This is a genomic window from Aestuariibaculum marinum, from assembly GCF_014596975.1.
GTDB classification, from domain to species: Bacteria; Bacteroidota; Bacteroidia; order Flavobacteriales; family Flavobacteriaceae; genus Aestuariibaculum; species Aestuariibaculum marinum.
In genome coordinates this window covers 366,280-387,110 of the sequence record NZ_JACVXD010000002.1, presented here as the reverse complement: position 1 = coordinate 387,110, position 20,831 = coordinate 366,280, and the positions used below count along the sequence as shown (strand labels likewise).

The 20,831-nt window shown below is 34.9% G+C and carries 20 protein-coding genes; 10 read left to right on the top strand and 10 right to left on the bottom strand.

Going from position 1 to position 20,831, the window contains the following annotated elements; genetic code table 11:
* Positions 1–22 precede the first annotated feature (22 nt).
* From ICJ85_RS05645 to ICJ85_RS05635, 3 genes are all read right to left on the bottom strand, one after another.
* On the bottom strand, positions 23–229 hold the full coding sequence (locus ICJ85_RS05645; protein ID WP_188222800.1) for a helix-turn-helix domain-containing protein: 207 nt from the start codon (positions 227–229) through the stop codon (positions 23–25).
* A 2-nt stretch (positions 230–231) separates the two neighbouring features.
* A complete protein-coding gene (locus tag ICJ85_RS05640) occupies positions 232–801 on the bottom strand; it encodes a DUF2975 domain-containing protein (RefSeq protein ID WP_188222799.1) in 570 nt (189 codons plus the stop codon).
* Positions 802–884: 83 nt separating this feature from the next.
* Positions 885–2,678 (bottom strand): M61 family metallopeptidase, encoded by a 1,794-nt coding sequence (locus ICJ85_RS05635; RefSeq protein ID WP_188222798.1) that lies wholly within the window; start codon positions 2,676–2,678, stop codon positions 885–887.
* Between the two features lie 148 nt (positions 2,679–2,826).
* Here ICJ85_RS05635 and ICJ85_RS05630 point away from each other — a divergent pair, with 148 nt between their 5' ends.
* From ICJ85_RS05630 to ICJ85_RS05620, 3 genes are all read left to right on the top strand, one after another.
* Complete coding sequence (locus ICJ85_RS05630) at positions 2,827–3,240, top strand: putative signal transducing protein (RefSeq protein WP_188222797.1); 414 nt, start codon at positions 2,827–2,829, stop codon at positions 3,238–3,240.
* Between the two features lie 214 nt (positions 3,241–3,454).
* On the top strand, positions 3,455–4,033 hold the full coding sequence (locus ICJ85_RS05625) for a hypothetical protein (protein ID WP_188222796.1): 579 nt from the start codon (positions 3,455–3,457) through the stop codon (positions 4,031–4,033).
* Between the two features lie 4 nt (positions 4,034–4,037).
* Positions 4,038–5,468, top strand: coding sequence for a flotillin family protein (locus tag ICJ85_RS05620; protein WP_188222795.1), 1,431 nt, complete (start codon positions 4,038–4,040; stop codon positions 5,466–5,468).
* A gap of 57 nt (positions 5,469–5,525) precedes the next feature.
* Here the strand turns inward: ICJ85_RS05620 and ICJ85_RS05615 are convergent, their stop codons facing one another.
* The gene (locus ICJ85_RS05615) at positions 5,526–7,016 is read right to left on the bottom strand and encodes an aminotransferase-like domain-containing protein (RefSeq protein WP_317173060.1); all 1,491 of its coding nucleotides are present in this window, start codon (positions 7,014–7,016) and stop codon (positions 5,526–5,528) included.
* Positions 7,017–7,090: 74 nt separating this feature from the next.
* On the opposite strand from ICJ85_RS05615, the gene ICJ85_RS05610 reads away from it, so the two are divergent.
* The 4 genes from ICJ85_RS05610 (at position 7,091) to ICJ85_RS05595 (ending at position 11,517) form a co-directional block, all read left to right on the top strand.
* A complete protein-coding gene (locus tag ICJ85_RS05610; protein ID WP_188222794.1) occupies positions 7,091–8,908 on the top strand; it encodes a TonB-dependent receptor plug domain-containing protein in 1,818 nt (605 codons plus the stop codon).
* Between the two features lie 3 nt (positions 8,909–8,911).
* Positions 8,912–10,006, top strand: a complete 1,095-nt coding sequence (bioB, locus tag ICJ85_RS05605) for a biotin synthase BioB (RefSeq protein ID WP_188223132.1) — start codon at positions 8,912–8,914, stop codon at positions 10,004–10,006.
* Positions 10,007–10,097: 91 nt separating this feature from the next.
* Positions 10,098–10,958 (top strand): cupin-like domain-containing protein, encoded by an 861-nt coding sequence (locus ICJ85_RS05600; protein ID WP_188222793.1) that lies wholly within the window; start codon positions 10,098–10,100, stop codon positions 10,956–10,958.
* Between the two features lie 64 nt (positions 10,959–11,022).
* On the top strand, positions 11,023–11,517 hold the full coding sequence (locus tag ICJ85_RS05595) for a DUF6646 family protein (protein ID WP_188222792.1): 495 nt from the start codon (positions 11,023–11,025) through the stop codon (positions 11,515–11,517).
* A 53-nt stretch (positions 11,518–11,570) separates the two neighbouring features.
* Here ICJ85_RS05595 and ICJ85_RS05590 read toward each other — a convergent pair whose 3' ends face one another.
* The 4 genes from ICJ85_RS05590 to gdhA form a co-directional block, all read right to left on the bottom strand.
* Positions 11,571–12,047, bottom strand: a complete 477-nt coding sequence (locus ICJ85_RS05590) for a regulatory protein RecX (protein ID WP_188222791.1) — start codon at positions 12,045–12,047, stop codon at positions 11,571–11,573.
* A gap of 41 nt (positions 12,048–12,088) precedes the next feature.
* A complete protein-coding gene (gene recO / locus ICJ85_RS05585) occupies positions 12,089–12,808 on the bottom strand; it encodes a DNA repair protein RecO (RefSeq protein ID WP_188222790.1) in 720 nt (239 codons plus the stop codon).
* Entirely contained in the window at positions 12,808–15,168 is a 2,361-nt protein-coding gene (gene porZ / locus ICJ85_RS05580) for a type IX secretion system anionic LPS delivery protein PorZ (RefSeq protein ID WP_188222789.1), read from the bottom strand. Before porZ ends, recO begins: the two co-directional genes overlap by 1 nt.
* A 124-nt stretch (positions 15,169–15,292) precedes the next feature.
* Positions 15,293–16,636, bottom strand: a complete 1,344-nt coding sequence (gene gdhA, locus ICJ85_RS05575; protein ID WP_188222788.1) for an NADP-specific glutamate dehydrogenase — start codon at positions 16,634–16,636, stop codon at positions 15,293–15,295.
* A 288-nt stretch (positions 16,637–16,924) separates the two neighbouring features.
* On the opposite strand from gdhA, the gene ICJ85_RS05570 reads away from it, so the two are divergent.
* The gene (locus ICJ85_RS05570; RefSeq protein ID WP_188222787.1) at positions 16,925–17,755 is read left to right on the top strand and encodes a THC0290_0291 family protein; all 831 of its coding nucleotides are present in this window, start codon (positions 16,925–16,927) and stop codon (positions 17,753–17,755) included.
* Positions 17,756–17,842: 87 nt separating this feature from the next.
* Positions 17,843–18,565, top strand: a complete 723-nt coding sequence (locus ICJ85_RS05565; protein WP_188222786.1) for a DUF3298 and DUF4163 domain-containing protein — start codon at positions 17,843–17,845, stop codon at positions 18,563–18,565.
* Here the strand turns inward: ICJ85_RS05565 and ICJ85_RS05560 are convergent.
* A complete protein-coding gene (locus tag ICJ85_RS05560; protein ID WP_188222785.1) occupies positions 18,542–19,006 on the bottom strand; it encodes a DinB family protein in 465 nt (154 codons plus the stop codon). The genes ICJ85_RS05565 and ICJ85_RS05560 overlap by 24 nt on opposite strands.
* A gap of 78 nt (positions 19,007–19,084) precedes the next feature.
* Between ICJ85_RS05560 and ICJ85_RS05555 the strand changes: the two genes are divergently transcribed.
* Positions 19,085–19,432: an arsenate reductase family protein gene (locus ICJ85_RS05555; RefSeq protein WP_188222784.1), complete on the top strand. Its 348-nt coding sequence runs from the start codon at positions 19,085–19,087 to the stop codon at positions 19,430–19,432.
* 52 nt (positions 19,433–19,484) lie between these two features.
* Here the strand turns inward: ICJ85_RS05555 and ICJ85_RS05550 are convergent, their stop codons facing one another.
* Complete coding sequence (locus ICJ85_RS05550) at positions 19,485–20,651, bottom strand: hypothetical protein (RefSeq protein WP_188222783.1); 1,167 nt, start codon at positions 20,649–20,651, stop codon at positions 19,485–19,487.
* Positions 20,652–20,831 lie beyond the last annotated feature (180 nt).

Genomic DNA, 20,831 nt, shown 5'->3' with positions numbered 1-20,831 from the left:
CGATGAATTCAAAAGTACAAATTTAATCTTCAACATATTCCAGAATATCACTTGGCTGACATTCTAAAGCTTTGCAAATGGCTTCTAATGTTGAAAAGCGAATAGCCTTTGCTTTACCCGATTTTAAAATAGAAAGATTCGCCTCGGTAATTCCAATAATTTCAGCCAAATCTTTACTCTTTATTTTACGCTGCGCCAACACAACATCTAAATTTACAACTATAGACATGGTTATATGGTTAAGTCGTTTTCTTGTTTTAACAAAACACCTTCCTTAAATATTTCGGCCATTACAAATGATAATAACACCAAAAAAAGAGGCACAAATGGAATTGAAAGTTTACTTATTCCTCCCTGTTCAAAACCAATGTAATAATAACTCGTTAAAAAAGCATATATTAAAATGAATACGCCCAATCTTCTGAAAGATTTCACATTCCCCAAACCAAATGTTTCAACTTGTTTTACCGATTTAATAACTTTTGAAAATTCTTTTACACATAAAAACAAAACAACTAAAATTCCTGTAAGCTTTAAATACATTCTGTAAAGTGAAGTCATCTTAATTTTATTGAGTTTATAAATCTGACTATAGTCCTCAACTGACTTATCTTTCCATTTATATATCAGACTATACCCACCTGAGTTGGTTTCAAAATTAAATGTTCCTTTATCAAAGTAACTTTTATCTATTTGGAGATAAATGAATACAACTGTTAATCCTAAAAAAGAAAAAACTAAAAAACCTCTTAAAATATTGCATATCGCAATGGTCATTTTAAGCAAAACATTTTTTGTCATAGCAAATTTTATTATCGTTTAACAATAACAAATATAACAAAATTATTGAAAAACAATAATAATTTATTGAAAAAGAGATATTTCTAACGCTGTTTAGACGACAACCACGCTTTTCTGGCTACTTTTTGTTTGGTATTCAACTTTAGATGGTTAGCTTCAAACAGGCTTAAACTATATGCTCTGTTTGGTAGTAAAGTCACTTTTGTTTGCTTCGTCACACCAAACCGTTCAAACTCAATTTGAATACTATCGTTTGGTTTTAAACTGGCTATTAAAGCATTGAAATCCTTAGCAGAAGTAAAATCTGTTCCGCTTACCTTTAAAATTCTATCTCCTTCCTCCAATCCAGCGTTATAGGCTGCTGTTCCGATAATGGTGTTTTTGGAAATAAAACCTTCGTCATTTACTGAAACTCCAAAATCGGGTTTATCTAAATCCTGAGTTAAAGTCACACCTACAGAATTTAATAAAGCCTTCATATCTGGCATATCACTTTTATAGATGTAATTCTTAAAAAAGTGAGCCCCAAAAGCTTCTCCGGCATATTCATTTAAGGTATTATGCAAATCTTCAACAGTATATGGTTTTTCCTGTTTTCCAAATTTGTTCCAAACCAGTTTCATAAAATCATCAAGATTTAATCCGTTTTGACGCAACGACAAGTCTAAAGCCAGGCCAAGCATATTTCCATAAGAATAATATGAAATAAACGTGTTGTCTCTATTTACGGGATCTACCGAACGAGCTGCATCTACAAAAGGCGCCTGATAACTCATTTCAATCGGGTTAAAAAACTGTCGTGCCGGCGAATTCCATACATAATTAAATGTTCCCGTAATGCCTTTTACATATTGCTCTTCACTGATTAAACCGGCTCGGCATAAGGTTAATGTCGTGTAATAACTGGTAAACCCCTCGGCAAACCAAAGCTCACCACTCATATTCGCTTCTTCAAAATCAAACGGTTCTAATGCATCGGGACGAATGCGCTCCACATTCCAGCAATGAAAAAACTCATGAGCTACAGTTCCTAAATTAGCATCCATACCGCCTTCGGATAAACTGCGTGTGTTGGTAACAATAGTTGAATTTCGATGTTCCATACCATCGCCTGAGGCATTAGGAATATAACACACCAAAAAAGTATACTCACCGTAATCGAACTTTGGCAATTCGCCATACACCTGCTCTTCCTCCAAAACAATCTTCTTAACGCGGCTAAAATATTCATCTAATTCGGCTTCGGTGCCGTTGTGATGTAACACAAAATTTATGGTTTGTCCGTTTACCTGAAAAGAACGCTCACTAAAATTGCTCACTTCGGTTGGGCTATCCATAAAATACTGCAAGTTTTCAGCGTAATAGGTGTTACCTTCAACATGTTTTAATTGTGTCGCCACTTTCCAGTTTAAGTCTTCCCGCACATTAAAAGTAACCTCCATAGGTTTCTCCTCTAAACTAGGAACATACATGAACGTGGCCGGCATATTTAAATGCGCATGCGTATCATCTATTTGCGAATAGGTCCCCCCGCCTCGATTTGCGAATAAAACATAGTTTACTTTTATCGTGCCATCATGTCCTGAAACCGTCCAGGAATACGGATCAGGTCTTGAGGTTTTTAATTCCTTCCCTTTACCATCGGTCACTTTCACATCATAGACATTTTTCATAAATTCATGCAAAGCATAACGCCCTGGCGAAGTTCTGCTCATTCTAAACTCGACAGTTTTTTCTTTTAAATCGGTAAAAACAGCTTCAACAACTGCTTCATGGTGTGCCGAATTTTCAAAAGAAATGGTATAGGTTGAAGCTACTTGGGCTATAATCGTGGAACTACTGAAAATTAAAAGGAATGAAAAAAGAATTCTATACATAACGAAATTTTAGAGGACTAATATAACATTTTTGAATCACCAATATTTTCAATTAAAAGATCAACAATACCTTATTTTGTAACATTTCGTTTACTTTACTTACATATAATAAAAACATTCATTTAAATTTCAATAAAATTACTGCCTTATGAATCCAACATTTAAAACCATAGCCAGGTTTCAGTACTCTACCGAGGCTCAGATTATTAAAGGCAGATTGGAATCGGAAGGCATTAAAGTTTTTCTTTCAGACCATATTACTATAGACACAGATCCATTAGTAAGTAACGCTATTGGAGGTGTGAAATTAAAAGTTCTTGCGGAACAGGAAGAAGACGCCTTACTTATTTTAGATTCTATTAAAAAATACTCTGTTAATGATACCGGTGAAGAAATTCATTGTCCAAAATGTGATGGTATCAAAATAGAATTATTTTCTACCATTAAAGAGGCTAAATCTCTATTCTCATTTCTGGTAGGCCTTGTTTTTGGGTTATTTCCCTTTTACACGAGATACAAGTATAAATGTGAAACTTGTAAAACAGAATTCGACTTAAAATAAATCCCCTTTTTAAATTAATAATTGTAACAAATAACAGATTTCACCTACATATAAAATGAAATTAAGATTAATTCACAACTATTAAACTCAATAAGAACACGTTAACTACTTACACGGAAATTTCTAAAACTTGTGTTGATTTTACTTTCGAAAGAGTAATATAAAACCGTAAAAAGGTTTTATATTGATATCATAAAATTTAAATCTTTTAATTATGACCGAATGGTTTTACAGCTTAGAGCTCTTTCCTCAGATTTACTGGGGTATTGCCCTAATTGCTTCAGTTGTTTTTATAATCATCATGGCGCTAACCTTTATCGGCGGCGATTCTGATGGACTTGAACTTGAAACAGATGCCGAAATAGAAGCCGATACCGGTATCGGTTTTCAGTTTATCACCTTTAAAAACTTGGTCGGGTTCTTTACCATTTTTGGATGGAGCGGTATTGCATGTATAGATAGTGGCCTATCAAAACCGCTTACCGTAATCATTTCACTTGGTGCAGGTTTGTTAATGATGGCTATTATGGCTGCCATGTTTTATTATATGAGAAAACTAAGCCATAGCGGTACATTAGATTTTAAAAATGCCATTGGCGCTGTTGGTGAGGTCTACCTGACTATTGGTGCTAACCGCTCTTCTATTGGAAAAGCTCATGTTCGCATTCAGGGTGCACTCAGAGAACTTGAAGCTTTAACCGATGCACAAACTAACTTAAAATCGGGAACTGTAATAAAAGTAAAAGATGTTACCGATAACGGAATTTTAATTGTAGAACAACTTAATAACTAATTTAATGCTAACACTTATCACTCAGGACGCCTTTAGTTTCGGGCTTCCAGTGGCTGTTATCGCAGCCATTATGTTCATTTTTGTATTTTTTATCGTGCTTATTCGCCGCTATAAACGCTGTCCTTCCGATCGCATTTTGGTGGTTTATGGTAAAGTAGGCGGCGGGCAATCGGCCAAATGTATTCATGGAGGTGCTGCCTTTATTTTTCCAGTCATTCAGGATTACGAATTTCTGGATTTAACACCTATTTCCATTGAAGTTAATCTGGTTAATGCCCTGTCTAAACAAAACATCCGTGTTAATGTACCTTCAAGATTCACCATTGGAGTATCTACCGAACCTGGCATTATGCAAAATGCCGCTGAACGTTTGTTAGGTTTATCGATGAACGATGTTCAAGAGTTAGCTAAAGAAATTATATTCGGTCAGTTACGTTTAGTTGTGGCCTCGATGGATATTGAAGAAATCAATTCCGATAGAGATAAATTCTTAACCAACATTTCTCAGAGTGTCGAGTCGGAACTTAAAAAAGTAGGTTTAAAACTCATCAACGTAAACATTACCGATATTGTCGACGAGTCTGGGTATATCGAAGCATTAGGTAAAGAAGCTGCCGCACACGCTATTAATGCCGCTCGTAAATCGGTTGCTGAGAAAAACAGAGATGGTTCTATTGGTGAAGCTAACGCTGTTCAAGACGAAAGAACTCAGGTTGCTGCTGCCAATGCACAGGCTGTAGAAGGTGAAAACACCGCTAAAATTGCAGTTGCCAATTCCGACTCTCTTCGTCGTCAGCGTGAAGCAGAAGCAGAACGTGTTGCTATCGCTTCAGAAAAAGTACAAAGTGCAAAAGCATTAGAAGAGGCTTACGCCGCAGAACAAGAAGCAGAAACTGCCAGAGCAGAACGTGAACGTTCTTCACAAATGGCCGATGTAATTGTACCTGCTGAAATTGATAAAAAGAAAGTTGAAATTGATGCTGAAGCTGAAGCAGAACGTATTAGAAGACGTGCCAGAGGTGAGGCTGATGCGATTTTATTTAAAGCGCAAGCGGAAGCACAAGGTATTTACGAAGTCTTAACCAAGCAAGCTGCTGGTCTTGATGAAATCGTTAAAGCCGCCGGAAACAACTCCAGAGATGCTGTGTTATTATTAATTGCCGACAAACTTCCTGAACTTGTTAAACTACAATCTGAAGCCATTAAAAACATTAAGATTGATAAAGTTACTGTTTGGGATAATGGTAGCACGAGTAAAGATGGTAAATCATCTACAGCAAATTTCCTTTCTGGCATGTATAAATCGGTGCCGCCATTACAAGACATGTTTAATATGGCCGGTATGCAATTACCTGAGTATTTAAAAGGTAAAGATGTTGATATTAAATCCGAAAATCCGGTAGATAACGAAGAATCTTCAACAGATAAAGAGTAATATTTAACTTTTATAAAAAGGCTGTGTAAAAATTAAATTTTTACACAGCCTTTTTAATTAAACTAGCGCCTTATAAGCTGAATACAATTTTTCAACAACCACTTCAATTTCTTCTTCATTCAACTGTCCGAATCCAAAGCGGATCGCACAGGTATTTTTATCCTGATACAAAATAGTTTTCGGAATAAATAAATCGTCCTTTTCGGCAGCCTCAGTCAATTTAACAAGTGAAATTTTAGGCTCAAATTGCAACCACAATGCCAGACCTCCAGTAGGTGTTTCAAAATGGATTTTATCACCAAAATACTTTTTTAATTGCTTACATAAAACATCACGTCGTTCTTTATAAACCAAAATGTTCTTTTTAATTAGCCGAGAAATTTCACCCTCATGAATTAATTCAGCCAACATTTGCTCCTGAATTAAATCCCCTTGTTTATCCAATAGCTGTAAGTAGTTTTTGGCTTCCAAAATCAGGTTTTCGGGAGCCACTACAAACCCTGTTTGAAAACTAGGAAACAAGGACTGCCCCAACTTCCCGAGATAAATCACCATACCATTAGCATCAGCACTTGCCATAGGCAACATAGCCGAACCTTCGTATTGAAAATCGTAATCATAATCGTCTTCAATAATAGCAAATCCATAATCTTTTGCCAGTTGCAATAACTTTAAACGGCGTTCGGCACTTAGGGTTCTCGTGGTAGGGTAATCGCGTTGTGCACAAACATAAACACAACGAATACTCCCTTTTTCAAAATGTGTTTCAATATAATCAACGTCGAGTCCTTCCTTATCTACGGGAATGGTTTTAATAGAAGCTCCTACTTCCTGAAAAATCATATTCGATTCATAATTACTCAACTGCCCTACCAATACCAAATCTTTCGGTTTAATGAGCAGCTGTGAAACGATATACAAACTCATTTCAGTACTGCGCGTATTAATGATATTATCAGGTTTAATATGAAACCCTCGGGTCGCATTTAAATAATTACACAACTGATGCAGGAAAATAGAATGTGTATTCTCCCCTACTCGATTCCACTTGTTAATGAGCGTTTTTCGCTTCATAGCCGCACTATACCATTTAGAAAACTGGTGAATAGGATGCAATCGTAAATCAGGTTTTCCATCGGTAAGACTATATTTTGCAGTAGTAATTTGAGTGGTAGATGCTAAATGTAAGGAAGTTTGAAACGGAAAACCGGTGGTTTTCGAATACGTATATGCCTGATCGATTTGCTGTGCAGATGCAGTGATCTTAGCCGTTCGTTGTTCAGGCACCAAAACAAAGGTCCCTCTATTGGGTAAAATCTCAACCCAACCTTGGGAAGCCAACTCATCGTAAATGGCAACTGCCGTGTTTCTGTGCACTTTTAGCAACTGACTCAAACCTCGAGTTCCGGGTAACAATGTTCCCTTTAATAAATAACCACGCTGAATTAAATTAATAATTTGTTCAGCAACCTGCATAAAAACGGGTTTCGCTAAGGACTTATCGAATGAAACAAGTTTTTCAAAAAGACTTTCAACCGGACTATTTATTGTTTTCAAACTGGACTATTTTAATAGTCCGCTAAGTTACGACTTTTGCACTGTTTTTAATTTTAAACTTAATCATGAAAAACAAACTGACTCTTATATCATTTGTAATGCTTTATACCTTATTCGCTAAAGCACAAAATGAACCTGTTAAAATAGATTCACTGCAGGAAATCACCATTACCTCAACACGAATCGATTTGCCTTTTAAAGAAAACTCAAGAACAATAAATATTATAACTTCAGAAGATATTAAAAACAGTGCAGCTACTAATGTTGCCGACCTTTTGCAACAAGTTGCAGGTGTAGATATAAGACGTCGCGGTACAGCTGGAAGCCAGGCCGATTTATACATTCGCGGTGGTAGTTTCGACCAAACATTATTACTTATCGACGGTATAAAAATGGACGATGCACAAACCGGTCACCACACCATGAATGCCGCTTTACCCATTGAAGTTATTGAGCGTATTGAAATTATAAAAGGGCCTGCAGCTAGAGCATTTGGACAAAATGCGTTTGCCGGAGCAATAAACATTGTAACTAAAAACCAACTAAACAATAGTATTTCGGCAAATCTTGAAACAGGCTCTTTTAATCAGCTAAACGGATCGGTAACTGTGGGATCTGACTTAGAAAACTCATCCCATATTGCACACATGGGAAAATTATCGTCTGATGGCTACAGAACAAATTCAGATTACGATAATTCAAATTACTTCTTAAAAAGTATATTTAACAAAAATGCGCTTCCAATAGAAATGCTTGCCACATTTTTCGAAAGAAAATTTGGTGCTGAAAATTTCTACACAAGTAATGAAACCTTTCATGAATATGAAGAAACTCAAAATAGTTTAATTGGTATTTCTACAGCATTTAAAACGTCTAAACTAAAAATAAAACCAAGACTATACTGGAAACGTAACCAGGATATGTTCTTGCTAAGACGTGACGAACCAAGCTTTTATAGAAACTTACACATTAGCAATAAAGTAGGAGCTGAAATTAATACGTCATATACTTCAAATCTTGGAGTCACTGGCTTAGGTATTGATGTCTCACAAATTTATATGACGAGCAATATATTAGGTGACCGTGAACGCTTTATGACTACAGCATTCTTAGAGCATCGCTTTAAATTAGAGAATCTGGATATTACGCCTGGTGTAGCAGTGACTTACTTTTCAGATTTTAAATTTCATGCTTTCCCTGGTGTAGATTTAGGATATAAAATTTCTGAAAACTTTAGAGCTTATGGTAATATAGGATACACTTACCGTGTGCCGACTTACACCGATTTATATTACAGCGACCCGGCAAGTATTGGAAACGAAAACTTGGAACCAGAGGAGGCGCTTTCTGGAGAAGTTGGAGGTAAATTTTTCTCTTCAAGATTTAATGCCTCGTTTGCATTGTTCTATAAGGATGCAGAAAACTTAATTGATTACGTAAAAGCGAATGCCGACGATCCTTTTATGGCACAAAACATTAGAGATTCTAAAACGAAAGGATTTGAAGTTAATACCTCTTACAATTTTACAGTTAACAACTTAAAGCAAAATTTATCGGTTGGGTACACCTTCATGGAAGATAAAATTGAAGACATCAACCTTGATTTTTCTCGATATTCCATCAACTCGTTAAAGCATCATTTCACATCACGTTTAAGCACTCGTATTACAAAAAGTATCAACTTTAATGTGATTTATAAATACGCTGAGCGTACTCAGGGATTAAGTTATAACGTGCTAGATGCTTCGGCAATTTTTAATCTAAATCAATTAGAATTAAGTGTTACAGCCAATAACATTTTCGATACCGATTATATTGAAACTGGTATTGTACCAATGCCTCCAAGTAATGTATTGTTTGGTTTACGTTACAACTTTAAATAACTAATTATGGCGGCAAGGCACAACTGGACAAAGGAAGAAATTTTAGTCATCTACAACAAACCATTAATGGAGCTACTTTACGAAGCAGCTACTATTCATCGTTTGCATCACGATCCGAATACCGTTCAAGTAAGCACCTTACTGCCTATTAAAACAGGAGGCTGCCCTGAAGATTGCGGGTATTGTCCCCAAGCCGCGCGCTACCATACTAATATTGAAGGCAACGATTTAATGTCCGTTACGCAGGTAAAGGCTCAGGCTTTACGTGCCAAAGCGTCTGGCAGCTCCCGTGTTTGTATGGGAGCCGCTTGGCGTAATGTTAAAGACGGCGAAGAATTCGATCAGGTGTTGGAAATGGTTCGCAGCATTAACAAACTGGATATGGAAGTCTGCTGTACTTTAGGAATGCTTACCGAAAATCAGGCGAAGCGTTTAGCAGAAGCTGGTTTATATGCTTATAACCACAACTTAGATTCTTCGGAAGAGTATTATAAAAAAGTGATTTCTACACGAGGTTTTGAAGACCGCCTGAAAACCATCGATAATGTTAGAAAAACCAATGTTACTGTTTGCAGCGGTGGCATTATAGGTATGGGTGAAACTGAAGAAGACCGGGCAGGTATGTTAGTCGCGTTATCCACTTTAAATCCGCAACCAGAATCGGTGCCTATTAACGCTTTAATCGCTGTTGAAGGCACACCTTTAGAAGACCAAAAGCCTGTTTCTATATGGGATATGGTTCGCATGGTTGCCACAACGCGTATTGTTATGCCTGAAACACAAGTACGCTTAAGTGCTGGTCGAACACAAATGTCGCAAGAAGGACAGTCCCTATGCTTCTTTGCAGGAGCGAATTCCATTTTCGCTGGCGATAAGCTTTTAACCACACCTAATCCGGATGTGAATGAAGATATGGAATTATTTAAACTTCTCGGATTAAATACCCAAAAGCCTTTTATAAAAAAGATACAACCACAAACCGTAGAAGCTAAAGATTCAAAATACGAAAGCTTGGGAGAAAAACCTAAATGGAGTCGACCCGAACATACCATTGAACGAAATGAATCAGCAAAAGAAAAAGCCAAATCTTTAAAATAGTTAGCGAAATATGACTTAATAGGAAACGGCTCAATTTCTATTTTACAAGTGATAACCTTTTCTTAACTTTGGCTCACTAAATTTTTTCACCTTGTCGTTAAACTTACAAGACATTCCTCGGGTAAAAAACATTACCAAAGAGGATTTTATAAAGCATTATTTTATACCGCAACAACCTGTGGTTATTGAACGTTTTATAGAAGACTGGCCGGCTTACAACAAATGGAGTTTAGATTATATGAAGGAACTGGGTGGCGATATTACCATTCCGTTGTATGATGACCGTCCTGTGGATTATAAAGATGGTTTTAATGAGCCGCATGCCAAAATGAAACTTGGCGATTATATTGATTTACTAAAACGGGAACCCACCAAATTCCGCATATTTTTATGGAATGCAATCAAGGAAATTCCGCAATTACAAGACGATTTCACCTTTCCTGATTTTGGCTTACGCCTAATGAAAGGTATCCCTATGTTGTTTTTTGGTGGGCGTGATTCGTACACGTTTATGCATTACGACATTGATTTGGCTAACATTTTTCATTTTCATTTTGAAGGAAAAAAACAGATTATCCTGTTCGACCAGCAACAAAATAGATACCTGTATAAAATACCATATTCGTTAATTACCCGAGAAGACATTGATTTTAATAATCCAGATTTTAAAAAATGGCCTATGCTTAAAAAAGCAAAAGGCTATCAAACGGAATTAAATCATGGAGAGGTACTTTATATGCCTGAAGGCTACTGGCATTATATGCGTTATGTAACACCTGGTTTTTCGATGAGCTTACGTGCTATTGCCAGAAACCCTAAAAACTTCAGTAAAGCAGTTTCAAATCTTGTTTTCATGCGTAGTTTCGACAATGTTATGCGGCGTTTAGGTGGCCAGAAATGGATTGACTGGAAAAACACCCGTGCTATTGTTAAAACTCACAAAGCTTTGTAAATAAATACGGCGTTTTGTAAAAGTTATAATATATTTGTTTACCAAAAAATACTAAATTCAAATTATGAAAAAATTAATTTTATTAGCTGTTGCTGTTCTTAGCTTTTCGTTTGCAGATGCACAGGCTTACAACGGTGTAAACGATAATAAATTTCAAGTTGGTGTTAACCTACAAGATAACGCCACGAGTATCAACATTACTTACGATTATGGTCTTGGCGATAATATCTCTATTGGTTTTTCATCGGCTTATGCCTTAGGGATTAATGAAGATATCGATGCTAATTTTGGTGACCGTTTTGATATTAAAGGACGTTTTAATGCGAACTTAGGAAACGTAATTAATATTGATGAAAACTTCGATTTATATCCAGGTTTAAACTTAAGTCTTAAAAATTTTGGAGGTCATTTAGGAGCTCGTTACTTCTTTACGCAAGGTTTTGGTGTTTATACCGAGTTAAATACCCCTTTAGCAAAGTATAAAACTGAAGATTTAACACCTGCTGAGGAAATTCACAATCAGTTTACAATAAGCTTTGGTATGTCTTTTAGCTTATAATTAAAACTGAAAACATAAAATAAAAAAGGGTTAAGTTTCAACTTAACCCTTTTTTATTTTATCAATTCGTTGGCTTTCTCATAAACCAGATAAGATTCCCAGCCCCGATATAAAAAGTAATCGGCGAACTTCTTTTTCTTTTTATAAACATTGCTTTCTTTAATACTATGTATCCTTTTCTCTGCTATTGCATTAAATAACTCCAAATACTCTTCTTCTTCAATTTCATTTAACGCCTCCTGAATATTTATTTTACTAATATCTTTTTTCTTGAGTTCGAATGAAATTCGATTTTTCCCCCAGTGCTTTATTTTAAATTTACCACTAGCAAACTGTTTTGCAAAACGCGATTCATTAAGAAAATTATGCTGAAGCAAATGCACCACAATCACATCTATCGCTTCAGGTATCATATGCATTTGGATGAGTTTCTGAATAACTTCCTTATGGCAACGTTCCTGATAAGCGCAATAATGTTCTAACTTTCGCTTCGCCTCCTCTACCGTGTATGTTTTTTTAGATTGCTCCATTTTAGCACTAAAATAGTAATTCTACTTTTAGTGAATTTTCGTTAACTAAAGACCTGATTTAATATTTCAAGAGACTTTGGTTTTCTAAAACTCTCCAGATGCAATTCGTAATACTGTAATAGCATATTTAAGAAGGACTGCCGTTGTCTTCCATTAATTTTTACAGATGACAAATCGTCGAACGACATCCCTAAAAGCTCTTTTAGCAACCTTAAACTTTCACCCGATACAGAATGCTTGCCATATTCTTTTAAATCGAACATACCATCAATTAGATTGAAATAAGGAAAATGGATACTTGATGTATCAGGGTAAAAACCGAGATATTTTGTTAGATTCAGCAGGAACAATAAATGGAAATTAGAAAAATCAGACTGTTCATCCAACCATAATAAAGCAGCTTCCAAGTAACGATAAAGGGTTTCATTTTGTTCTTCCTCTCGCAACGACGAATACATTACTTCCGCCAAAAACATTACAATAGAACTCTTTAAAATATTAGTATGTAAGCTAGAATAGACATTAATAGGTTTAGATTCTTTAACAAGTTGTAATGAGCGATTACTATTATAATTTATGATTAATTGTAATTGAGATAACAACTGAAAGTAAGCTACCTTATTACTCGATTTTTTACTTTTTAAAACCCCTTTTAGCAAAAAACCAACAACGCCTAATTCCTGAGTATAACAGGTAACGATGAGATCGTTATCCTTATATTTTAATTTAGAAAGAACAATAGCATTTGTGGTAACTAACATTATCGTACAACCATTATTTTAAGCACTTTGGTTTCGTAAGTATCTAAATCGGATAACATAACTAAATAGACACCTGATGCCACAACATTATTCGCAAGGTTTTTACCGTTCCAATACGCCGTACCGCCATCGATTTCTAGATTATACCCACTGTATCTTTGATTGGTTCTCGATTGTCCTTCGGCAACTAGATTCCCTTCGATATCAGTAATCTTAATATTGACATTTTCTGAAATATCTTTAATCTTAACTTTCTTTTCAACAATATCAAATCCTGGTCTGACCGGATTAGGATACGCATAGGCATTCTCTAAAGTTTCAAGAGCGCCTGAACTTCCCGATCGAAACGACACCAAGCCTCGCGTAGTTGCGATATATACAATACCATTAACATCGTCAATAGAAATATCTCGAATGCTGTTTGATGGTAAAGGGGAATTATCTGTTGTAAAATGATAAATGGTTTTCTGCCCATCTGATGATAAATAAAATAGTCCAGAATCACTGGTTCCAATCCATTTGTTATTAGATCCATCTACTTTAATATCTGTAATATACTGTTGATATAATAATTCTTTAGCAATGCCATCTTCTTCTATAATAATCTCATCGACTTCAATATTTCCATTATCAAAAACATTAGATGTGTTATATAACACACGTAAACCTCTATAAGTCCCTATCCATAATTGGTTACGCCTATCTAAAGCTAAAGCGGAGGCAAATGTAAAAGGCATATTTTGCTCTTCAGAGTAAATACCTTTAACTAATGGATTCCCTCCATTTTCATTAAAGGCTATTACACCATATGAATAACCTGCAGTCATCCATTTTGTCCCATTACTATCTATAATTATATCTTTAAATCCATTATTCCCTTCTGCTCCAGAAATGATGGTATTTAGGGTATATGATCGCCATTGATTATTTGATAAATTAAATGACTTAATTTGATTATTAACAATCCCTGAAGTCGTCCATAATAATCCATTTGAATCGAATGTAGTTGCCCCTACTCTTATATCATCTACTACTTGATTATTTGACAAATCTAAAGGCTCTAACCCACTATTTGTATCATCATAAAGTATAGTAGGGATTTCATCTTTTATTTCCAATAGTCCACTAAAAAAGGAACTTATAAAAACCTGATTATTATTAAACGGATTTATCGATATAGCATTTAAAGATCTTGCTCCTAAAACTTCACTATAAGGTGTATTGATCCATTCTTCTCGATTTAAATGACTAATACCCCTCCTATGTGGTCCTCCATTAGTATAAGGGTTATAGAACAAATCATATTCTCCATAAACAACCCAAACACCATTAGCTGTTGCCTGTAAAGAAAAAGGTGTATTTAGTAGTGGACTCTCCGGATGAATTTCCTCAAAAGCTACCGGATTTAACAATTCGGTTTTTAGAACTCCAAAATTCTTAGTTCCTGTATAAATAAAATCAGAATCGATTGTTGCTGAAGTAAACTCTGTTGAAAAATTATTAGTATCCATAACCGTCTGCGACAAAAGACTAAAGTCAGAGTCATAAACAAAAACATTATTCTTAGTTGTGACAATTAAATTATCATTTACTACTCGAAAATCTAATGGTTGATCTGCATAAAGAAACATTTCAGTTAAAACACTATTATCAACTTTAAAAAGTCGTTTATCAGATCTTACGGCATATAAGTTATCTAACTGCGATTCTACTCCTGTAAAATTACCGGAAGTTATTGTTTGCCAATTACTAAAATCTATTAGATTCGTATTTGTAGTTAATGCTCGTCTTAATCCATTTCCTCCAGAACAAGCCGCATAAATATAATCCTGATACACTGTCGTTTGGTTAACCTGAATCTGAGTGCCTCCATCTCCTATAAAATAGGTGTCTCCAAACTCTAAACGTGCTAAATCAAAAACCGAAATACCATAATTGGTGGATATATAAATTAAATTATCGTAACTATTAAAATGATTAATTCGTTTGCTTGTTGGAGGAATGGTTGGTTTATCAATAATACCAACTATCGTTAATACGTTATCATCATTATCAAAAACAATCTCCATTAAGCCATTTTCATATCCAACCACCAAAAGTTCATAGGTTTCACTATAGTAAATTGTAGAAATTGTTTCTCCAGACAAACCATTAATCGTCGTAATTTGATCTAACTGATTGGTAGCTGGATCTATACTAAAAATAGCATTTTCTGATGCGGCATAAACTTTGTTATTTCCTTGAGCAACTTCCTTTATATTATAATATGAAAAATGCCCTTGCCATGATGCTGAAAAATCCTGAGCATAAAAACAAAACGGAATGATAAAAGATATAAATACTATGAGCTTTTTAAACATACAAACCTTTTAATTGGTCAAATATATTTATTACTAACGAGTTTTAACTGAAAATCATATAAATTAAAACAAAAAAGCTTCCTGAAATTCAGGAAGCTTTTGATTTATTATTTAAGTCGTTATATTAGACAATACCCTGTGCTAACATGGCATCGGCAACTTTAACAAACCCAGCAATATTTGCACCTTTTACATAATCGATATAACCATCTTCACCTTTTCCATAAACAGTACAAGAATCGTGAATATTAGCCATAATCTCTTTAAGTTTCTTATCTACTTCCTCTCTGGTCCAGTTAAATCTTAAAGAGTTTTGAGTCATCTCTAACCCTGAAGTTGCAACACCTCCCGCATTAGAAGCTTTTCCAGGAGCAAATAAAATCTTTGCTTCATGGAATGCTACAATAGCTCCTTTAGTAGAAGGCATATTAGCACCTTCGCTAACACAAATACAACCGTTAGCTAATAATGCTTTAGCATCTTCTTCATGAAGTTCATTTTGCGTAGCACAAGGTAAAGCGATATCACATTTAACACCCCAAGGCGTTTTACCTTTTACAAACTCAGCATTTGGATACGCTTCAAGATACTCACTAATTCTTCCGCGTTTTACATTTTTAAGTTCCATTACAAATGCTAATTTATCAGCATCAATACCATCAGCATCAAAAATATAACCTGAAGAATCAGATAAGGTCAATACCTTACCTCCTAACTGTAAAACTTTTTCGGCTGCAAATTGAGCCACATTTCCAGAACCTGAAATCACAACTTGCTTCCCTTCAATCGTATCATTTTGGGTTTTCAGCATATTTTCTGCGAAATAAACCGTACCATAACCCGTTGCTTCAGGTCTAATTAAAGATCCTCCCCAAGATAATCCTTTACCCGTTAACACCCCGGTAAATTCATTTCTAAGCTTCTTATACATTCCGAAAAGGAATCCTATTTCACGTGCACCAACACCTATATCCCCAGCAGGAACATCGGTATTTGAGCCAATATGTCTAAACAATTCACTCATGAAAGCATGACAGAAACGCATAATTTCTCCATCACTTTTTCCTTTAGGATCGAAATCACTTCCTCCCTTTCCACCGCCCATAGGAAGTGTGGTTAAACTATTTTTAAAGACCTGCTCGAAAGCTAAGAATTTTAAAATACTTAAGTTAACCGTTGGGTGAAAACGCAATCCTCCTTTGTAAGGACCTATTGCCGAATTCATTTGCACACGATACCCTCTGTTTACCTGAATTTCTCCATCATCATCAACCCAACATACTCTAAACATAATAACACGCTCTGGCTCAACCATCCTTAAAAGAATGTTTTTACCATAATAAATATCATGTTCTACAATATAAGGCAGAACCGTTTCAGCTACTTCCTCTACGGCCTGTAAAAACTCTGGCTCATGACCATTACGCTCTTTAACTTGATCTAAAAAAGCTTCAATATTTCTTTTCATCAATTACTTTAATGTTTTTTAGTTTAACAAAAAACTGTACAAAATTTCAAAATAGACTAATGACTAAATTTTAATTCCGCTTAATTAAGCCTCTAAAAACCGCATCAATTTATTGAATATACAATTTATTGATGCAAATATACATTATCTATAAAAAAAATGTTGTTTTTTTCTGAATTTCATAATTAATATTTTAATCATTATCTTGTACTAAGTTAGGTTATTTGTTTCTATGGGCAGTTTTTTTATATTTGTTTTAACAATGGCTCCATTAAACAAACCCCTATTATGCTTAACTATAAGTGTTTAGCGCTACTTTTTTTCATGTTTGTTACTTCGCAAACTGTGTTCTGTCAACTGGGGTTTTCTCACGAAATTGGCGTTATTGCTGGTCCTGTTGAATTTCGATCAGATTTTGGTAGCCGTAACGAAGAAGCCACCAACCTCGGTAATTCAGGAATTGGAATTGGGCTAATTCATTATATTAGTTTTGCATATACTGCAGATTGTAACTGTTACTCCACCGATACTTATTTTAATGATCATTTTAAGTTACGAAGTGAAATCTCATATAACTATACGCGCCTAGATCATCATGGTTTTTGGGTCGCACCTGACAAAACTAGTATTGAGGCAGACAAACTAAGAGCGCATAGTGGTGCCGCTGAAAATTTTGATATTGGTATGCAATTGGAATACTTTCCGCTAAGTATTCGTTCGTTTCAGGCTTTCGCCTACAGAATTGCCCCATTTGTAAGCTTGGGAGTTCATTATACATCATACAACCCAAAAGCTAGCACGAGATATAATAACCCGAATCCTGATGCTTATGGCGACATCTACGACCAATCTAATCTTTACCCATATTGGTTTGACGCTTATAATGCTGGTGAAGCCCCTTATCCTATTAATATTGATGGAGGGAGCACTTGGTCCGTTGTTAGTAGTATAGGTGTTCGATACAAACTAGGCATACTTTCAGATCTAATGCTGGATTTAAGATGGCAATATTACTTTAGTGACTGGATTGACGGATTTGATCATAATTGGAATAATTATGACCGTAAAAATGACTGGTTGGTTTGGTTAAACTTTGGATATGTATATTACTTAGACTAGCCCTTTTTAAATTATTCTTAAGTTTATAAAGATTAATTGTTGAATTACTCTACAATAATTACCTTTATCAGACTTAAGCCTCTTGATATGTTTCTTAAAACCTTTTTTTCTACCATCTTTTTAGTACTAGTATTATTTTCATGTGCTGAAGACCACGAAACAAAATTTTCATCTATAAATGTTACAACTAACAATAATAAGTTGGTAGAAATTAACATCCCAAAAGCGGAAGGCAACGATGAAATCGCAAAAACTATAAATACCGAAATAAACAAGGTGGTTTCAGCATCATTACACATTGGTGAAGGCGCACCTAACACCGAAACTTCCATTGAAGAAAATATTGAAAAGTTTAATACAGAATATAATACTTTCGCTAAAGATTTTCCAGAAAGCACGTTCCCTTGGGAAGCACAAATAGACGGGGAAGTCATGTTTCAATCCCCAGCAATTATAAGCATCTCTATTACCTCCTACCTAAATACAGGCGGCGCTCATGGCAATGTTCATATTTCATTTTTAAATTTTGATGCTGGCACCGGAAAACGACTAGAAAATGAAAGCCTGTTTATTAGTCAAAATGATTTTGAATCTTTAGCCAAAACTTATTTTGAAGAATCGATAGAAGATAAAAGTATCCTTTTTGACCCTGAAAACTTTCAGCTTGCTAAAAATATTGGTTTTAGTGAAGATGGACTAATCTTGCTTTATAACACTTACGAAATTGCTCCTTATTCAGCAGGAATTATAGAATATACAATTCCTGCCGAAGAGCTTAATTCTTTATTAACCATTAATAGCCCTTACTAAAGCCATTACATAGCCTAGATGCATCCCCTCATGAAATAAGATAAAATCGAAAGCATCTTCAATAGTATTTAAAGTATTTCCAGTAGTTGAAACTGTATAACTGTTAAAGGTTTTAAATATATCATTATCCAGATCTTCTTTGGTTCTTTCTAAAGTTGAAAACAATAAGGTTTTAATCTCATTTACTTCAGCTTGAGACACATCGCTTTCAGGTTTTGTGCCTTTCATATACTTTGAAATCAAGACCTCATCAATCATCATCGGTAAGCCTGACAACTTATAGGCTAATAATTGCTGAGTCACAACAATATGACCGATATTCCAAATAATATTATTATTAAATCCTTCTGGAATTTTATTCAAATCTTCAAGTGAAGCATTTTCTAAATACTGATTAAAAAGATGTCTTGTTTTAGTTAAAGCGTCTAGTGTAAAATGCATGGTTTATTTTTTTGATAAATATACTTTAAATGATAAAATTACTTTTATTTTGCTATAAATTTTTACTACAATAACATCATGAAAAAAGTCTATTACCTGAAAACCTGCAGTACTTGTGTTAGAATTCTAAAAGAATTAGACCTGCCATCCGACTTTATTTTACAGGATATAAAAACTGAAGAAATTACAGTTAAACAATTAGAAGAAATGCATGCCCTTTCTGGGAGCTATGAATCGCTTTTCAGCAAACGATCGAAGCTTTACAAGGAAATGGATTTAAAAAACCAAAACCTTACAGAGCGCGACTACAAAAACTACATTTTAGAACATTATACGTTTTTAAGTCGTCCAGTAATTATAATCGATGATGCTATTTTTATAGGTAACAGCAAAAAAACTATTGAAGCTGTTAAGACAGCTTTGTAAAACACTTACCCCATTATAAGGCTCTAAGACTTTAAGGGCTTTTTTTAAGGTGTTAAAAGTAGTAGCCTATATTAATATTAAACCGTATTTCCCAATTTGCATTTGCAGTACCTGCGGCTAAAGCATCTGTCCAAACCGGGCCTAACCATGGTTGATTCTTACCTGCGGCAAAATCGACGTAGGTATAGACATTTCCTGCAGTAATTAATGCGCCTGTGACATTCATTAAGGTGTTTTCAAAATCAGATTCATTTTTATTAATATAACCGAAATCATTATAAATTTGAATACTGGATACGGGATGCCATTTTACTGGTATGTTATAGGCTGCTCCCAAGGTATACGTGCTTCCTTCCGATGCCACTAGGTATGGTGCCCCGTAAGCCGTCATCGCAATAACATTACTAGCTTCTCCTAAAGGATTCTCAGGATTATATTTATACCTTGATAACTGCGCTTTAACATCAAAATGACCAACAAACAACTCATAATGCATTGCTATTGCATAATGGCTCCCCATATTTTCTGTATCTAAATTATACAATCCGCCATATTGGGTTGATGCTCCCAATTTATGTTTCGCGGTTTTTCCTGAAAAAAGATAATTAATCTTTGCGTTTACTTGATTTACTTCTTTATTTCGATAATCTAAATTACCATCTCCATCAAAATCTATAGAACCTACATCGTAAGAGTATCTACTATCTGACACATCAGAATTACTTCCAAAATTCAATTCTTCAGCATTCTTAAAAAACGCTAAGGCATACTCCCAATTAACCCCCTTGTGGCTAAATTTAATTCCCATATCATGATCATCTTCCATACCTAAATAATAGTTGATCCCAAAGAACCAGTTATGAGAATTATATTGTGTAATACCAAATGGTACCTGAGTTAAACCCATTTGTAAATTATTCTGAGCATTAAAATCATAACCGATCCAACCTTGCTTCAACATTCCTCCACCAAAACTTTTAGAATAAAAACGGTATTCTGCATTTAGCTTAACTCCTTTGTATTTAGCCTTTGTATTAATTCTAAAAAAATCATAACCAAAATCGCCACCTCGCTTTTTTTGTCCGTCTTTCCATGAAGATAAATTGTAGTTAAACCTTAAAGCTCCGCCTAAATTGACTTCTGGCTTATCTTGAGAAAACACCCCATAACTAATAATAGTAGCAATATAAAAGCATAATGTTTTAGAGGTAAGAATCATTTTATTCGTTTAAGCTATTACTTAAATATAATGAAATTGATTAAAATGACTTTTAGATATGTTTTATGGAAAGCAAACCCTTGCAAAACCCCTAATTTTACTCCACAAAAAAAGCCTCACATTTCTGTAAGGCTTAAATTTTGCTCCCCCTCTTGGGCTCGAACCAAGGACCCTTTGATT

Bases quoted from the DNA above. Each gene is read 5' to 3' on its own strand.
- ICJ85_RS05595 (WP_188222792.1), top strand. From the start codon at position 11,023: ATGAAAAAATTAATTTTATTAGCTGTTGCTGTTCTTAGCTTTTCGTTT.
- ICJ85_RS05620 (WP_188222795.1), top strand. From the start codon at position 4,038: ATGCTAACACTTATCACTCAGGACGCCTTTAGTTTCGGGCTTCCAGTG.
- recO (WP_188222790.1), bottom strand. From the start codon at position 12,808: ATGTTAGTTACCACAAATGCTATTGTTCTTTCTAAATTAAAATATAAG.
- ICJ85_RS05635 (WP_188222798.1), bottom strand. From the start codon at position 2,678: ATGTATAGAATTCTTTTTTCATTCCTTTTAATTTTCAGTAGTTCCACG.
- ICJ85_RS05645 (WP_188222800.1), bottom strand. From the start codon at position 229: ATGTCTATAGTTGTAAATTTAGATGTTGTGTTGGCGCAGCGTAAAATA.
- ICJ85_RS05625 (WP_188222796.1), top strand. From the start codon at position 3,455: ATGACCGAATGGTTTTACAGCTTAGAGCTCTTTCCTCAGATTTACTGG.
- ICJ85_RS05640 (WP_188222799.1), bottom strand. From the start codon at position 801: ATGACAAAAAATGTTTTGCTTAAAATGACCATTGCGATATGCAATATT.
- ICJ85_RS05560 (WP_188222785.1), bottom strand. From the start codon at position 19,006: ATGCATTTTACACTAGACGCTTTAACTAAAACAAGACATCTTTTTAAT.
- ICJ85_RS05555 (WP_188222784.1), top strand. From the start codon at position 19,085: ATGAAAAAAGTCTATTACCTGAAAACCTGCAGTACTTGTGTTAGAATT.
- porZ (WP_188222789.1), bottom strand. From the start codon at position 15,168: ATGTTTAAAAAGCTCATAGTATTTATATCTTTTATCATTCCGTTTTGT.
- ICJ85_RS05570 (WP_188222787.1), top strand. From the start codon at position 16,925: ATGCTTAACTATAAGTGTTTAGCGCTACTTTTTTTCATGTTTGTTACT.
- ICJ85_RS05610 (WP_188222794.1), top strand. From the start codon at position 7,091: ATGAAAAACAAACTGACTCTTATATCATTTGTAATGCTTTATACCTTA.
- ICJ85_RS05630 (WP_188222797.1), top strand. From the start codon at position 2,827: ATGAATCCAACATTTAAAACCATAGCCAGGTTTCAGTACTCTACCGAG.
- ICJ85_RS05590 (WP_188222791.1), bottom strand. From the start codon at position 12,047: ATGGAGCAATCTAAAAAAACATACACGGTAGAGGAGGCGAAGCGAAAG.
- gdhA (WP_188222788.1), bottom strand. From the start codon at position 16,636: ATGAAAAGAAATATTGAAGCTTTTTTAGATCAAGTTAAAGAGCGTAAT.
- ICJ85_RS05550 (WP_188222783.1), bottom strand. From the start codon at position 20,651: ATGATTCTTACCTCTAAAACATTATGCTTTTATATTGCTACTATTATT.
- ICJ85_RS05565 (WP_188222786.1), top strand. From the start codon at position 17,843: ATGTTTCTTAAAACCTTTTTTTCTACCATCTTTTTAGTACTAGTATTA.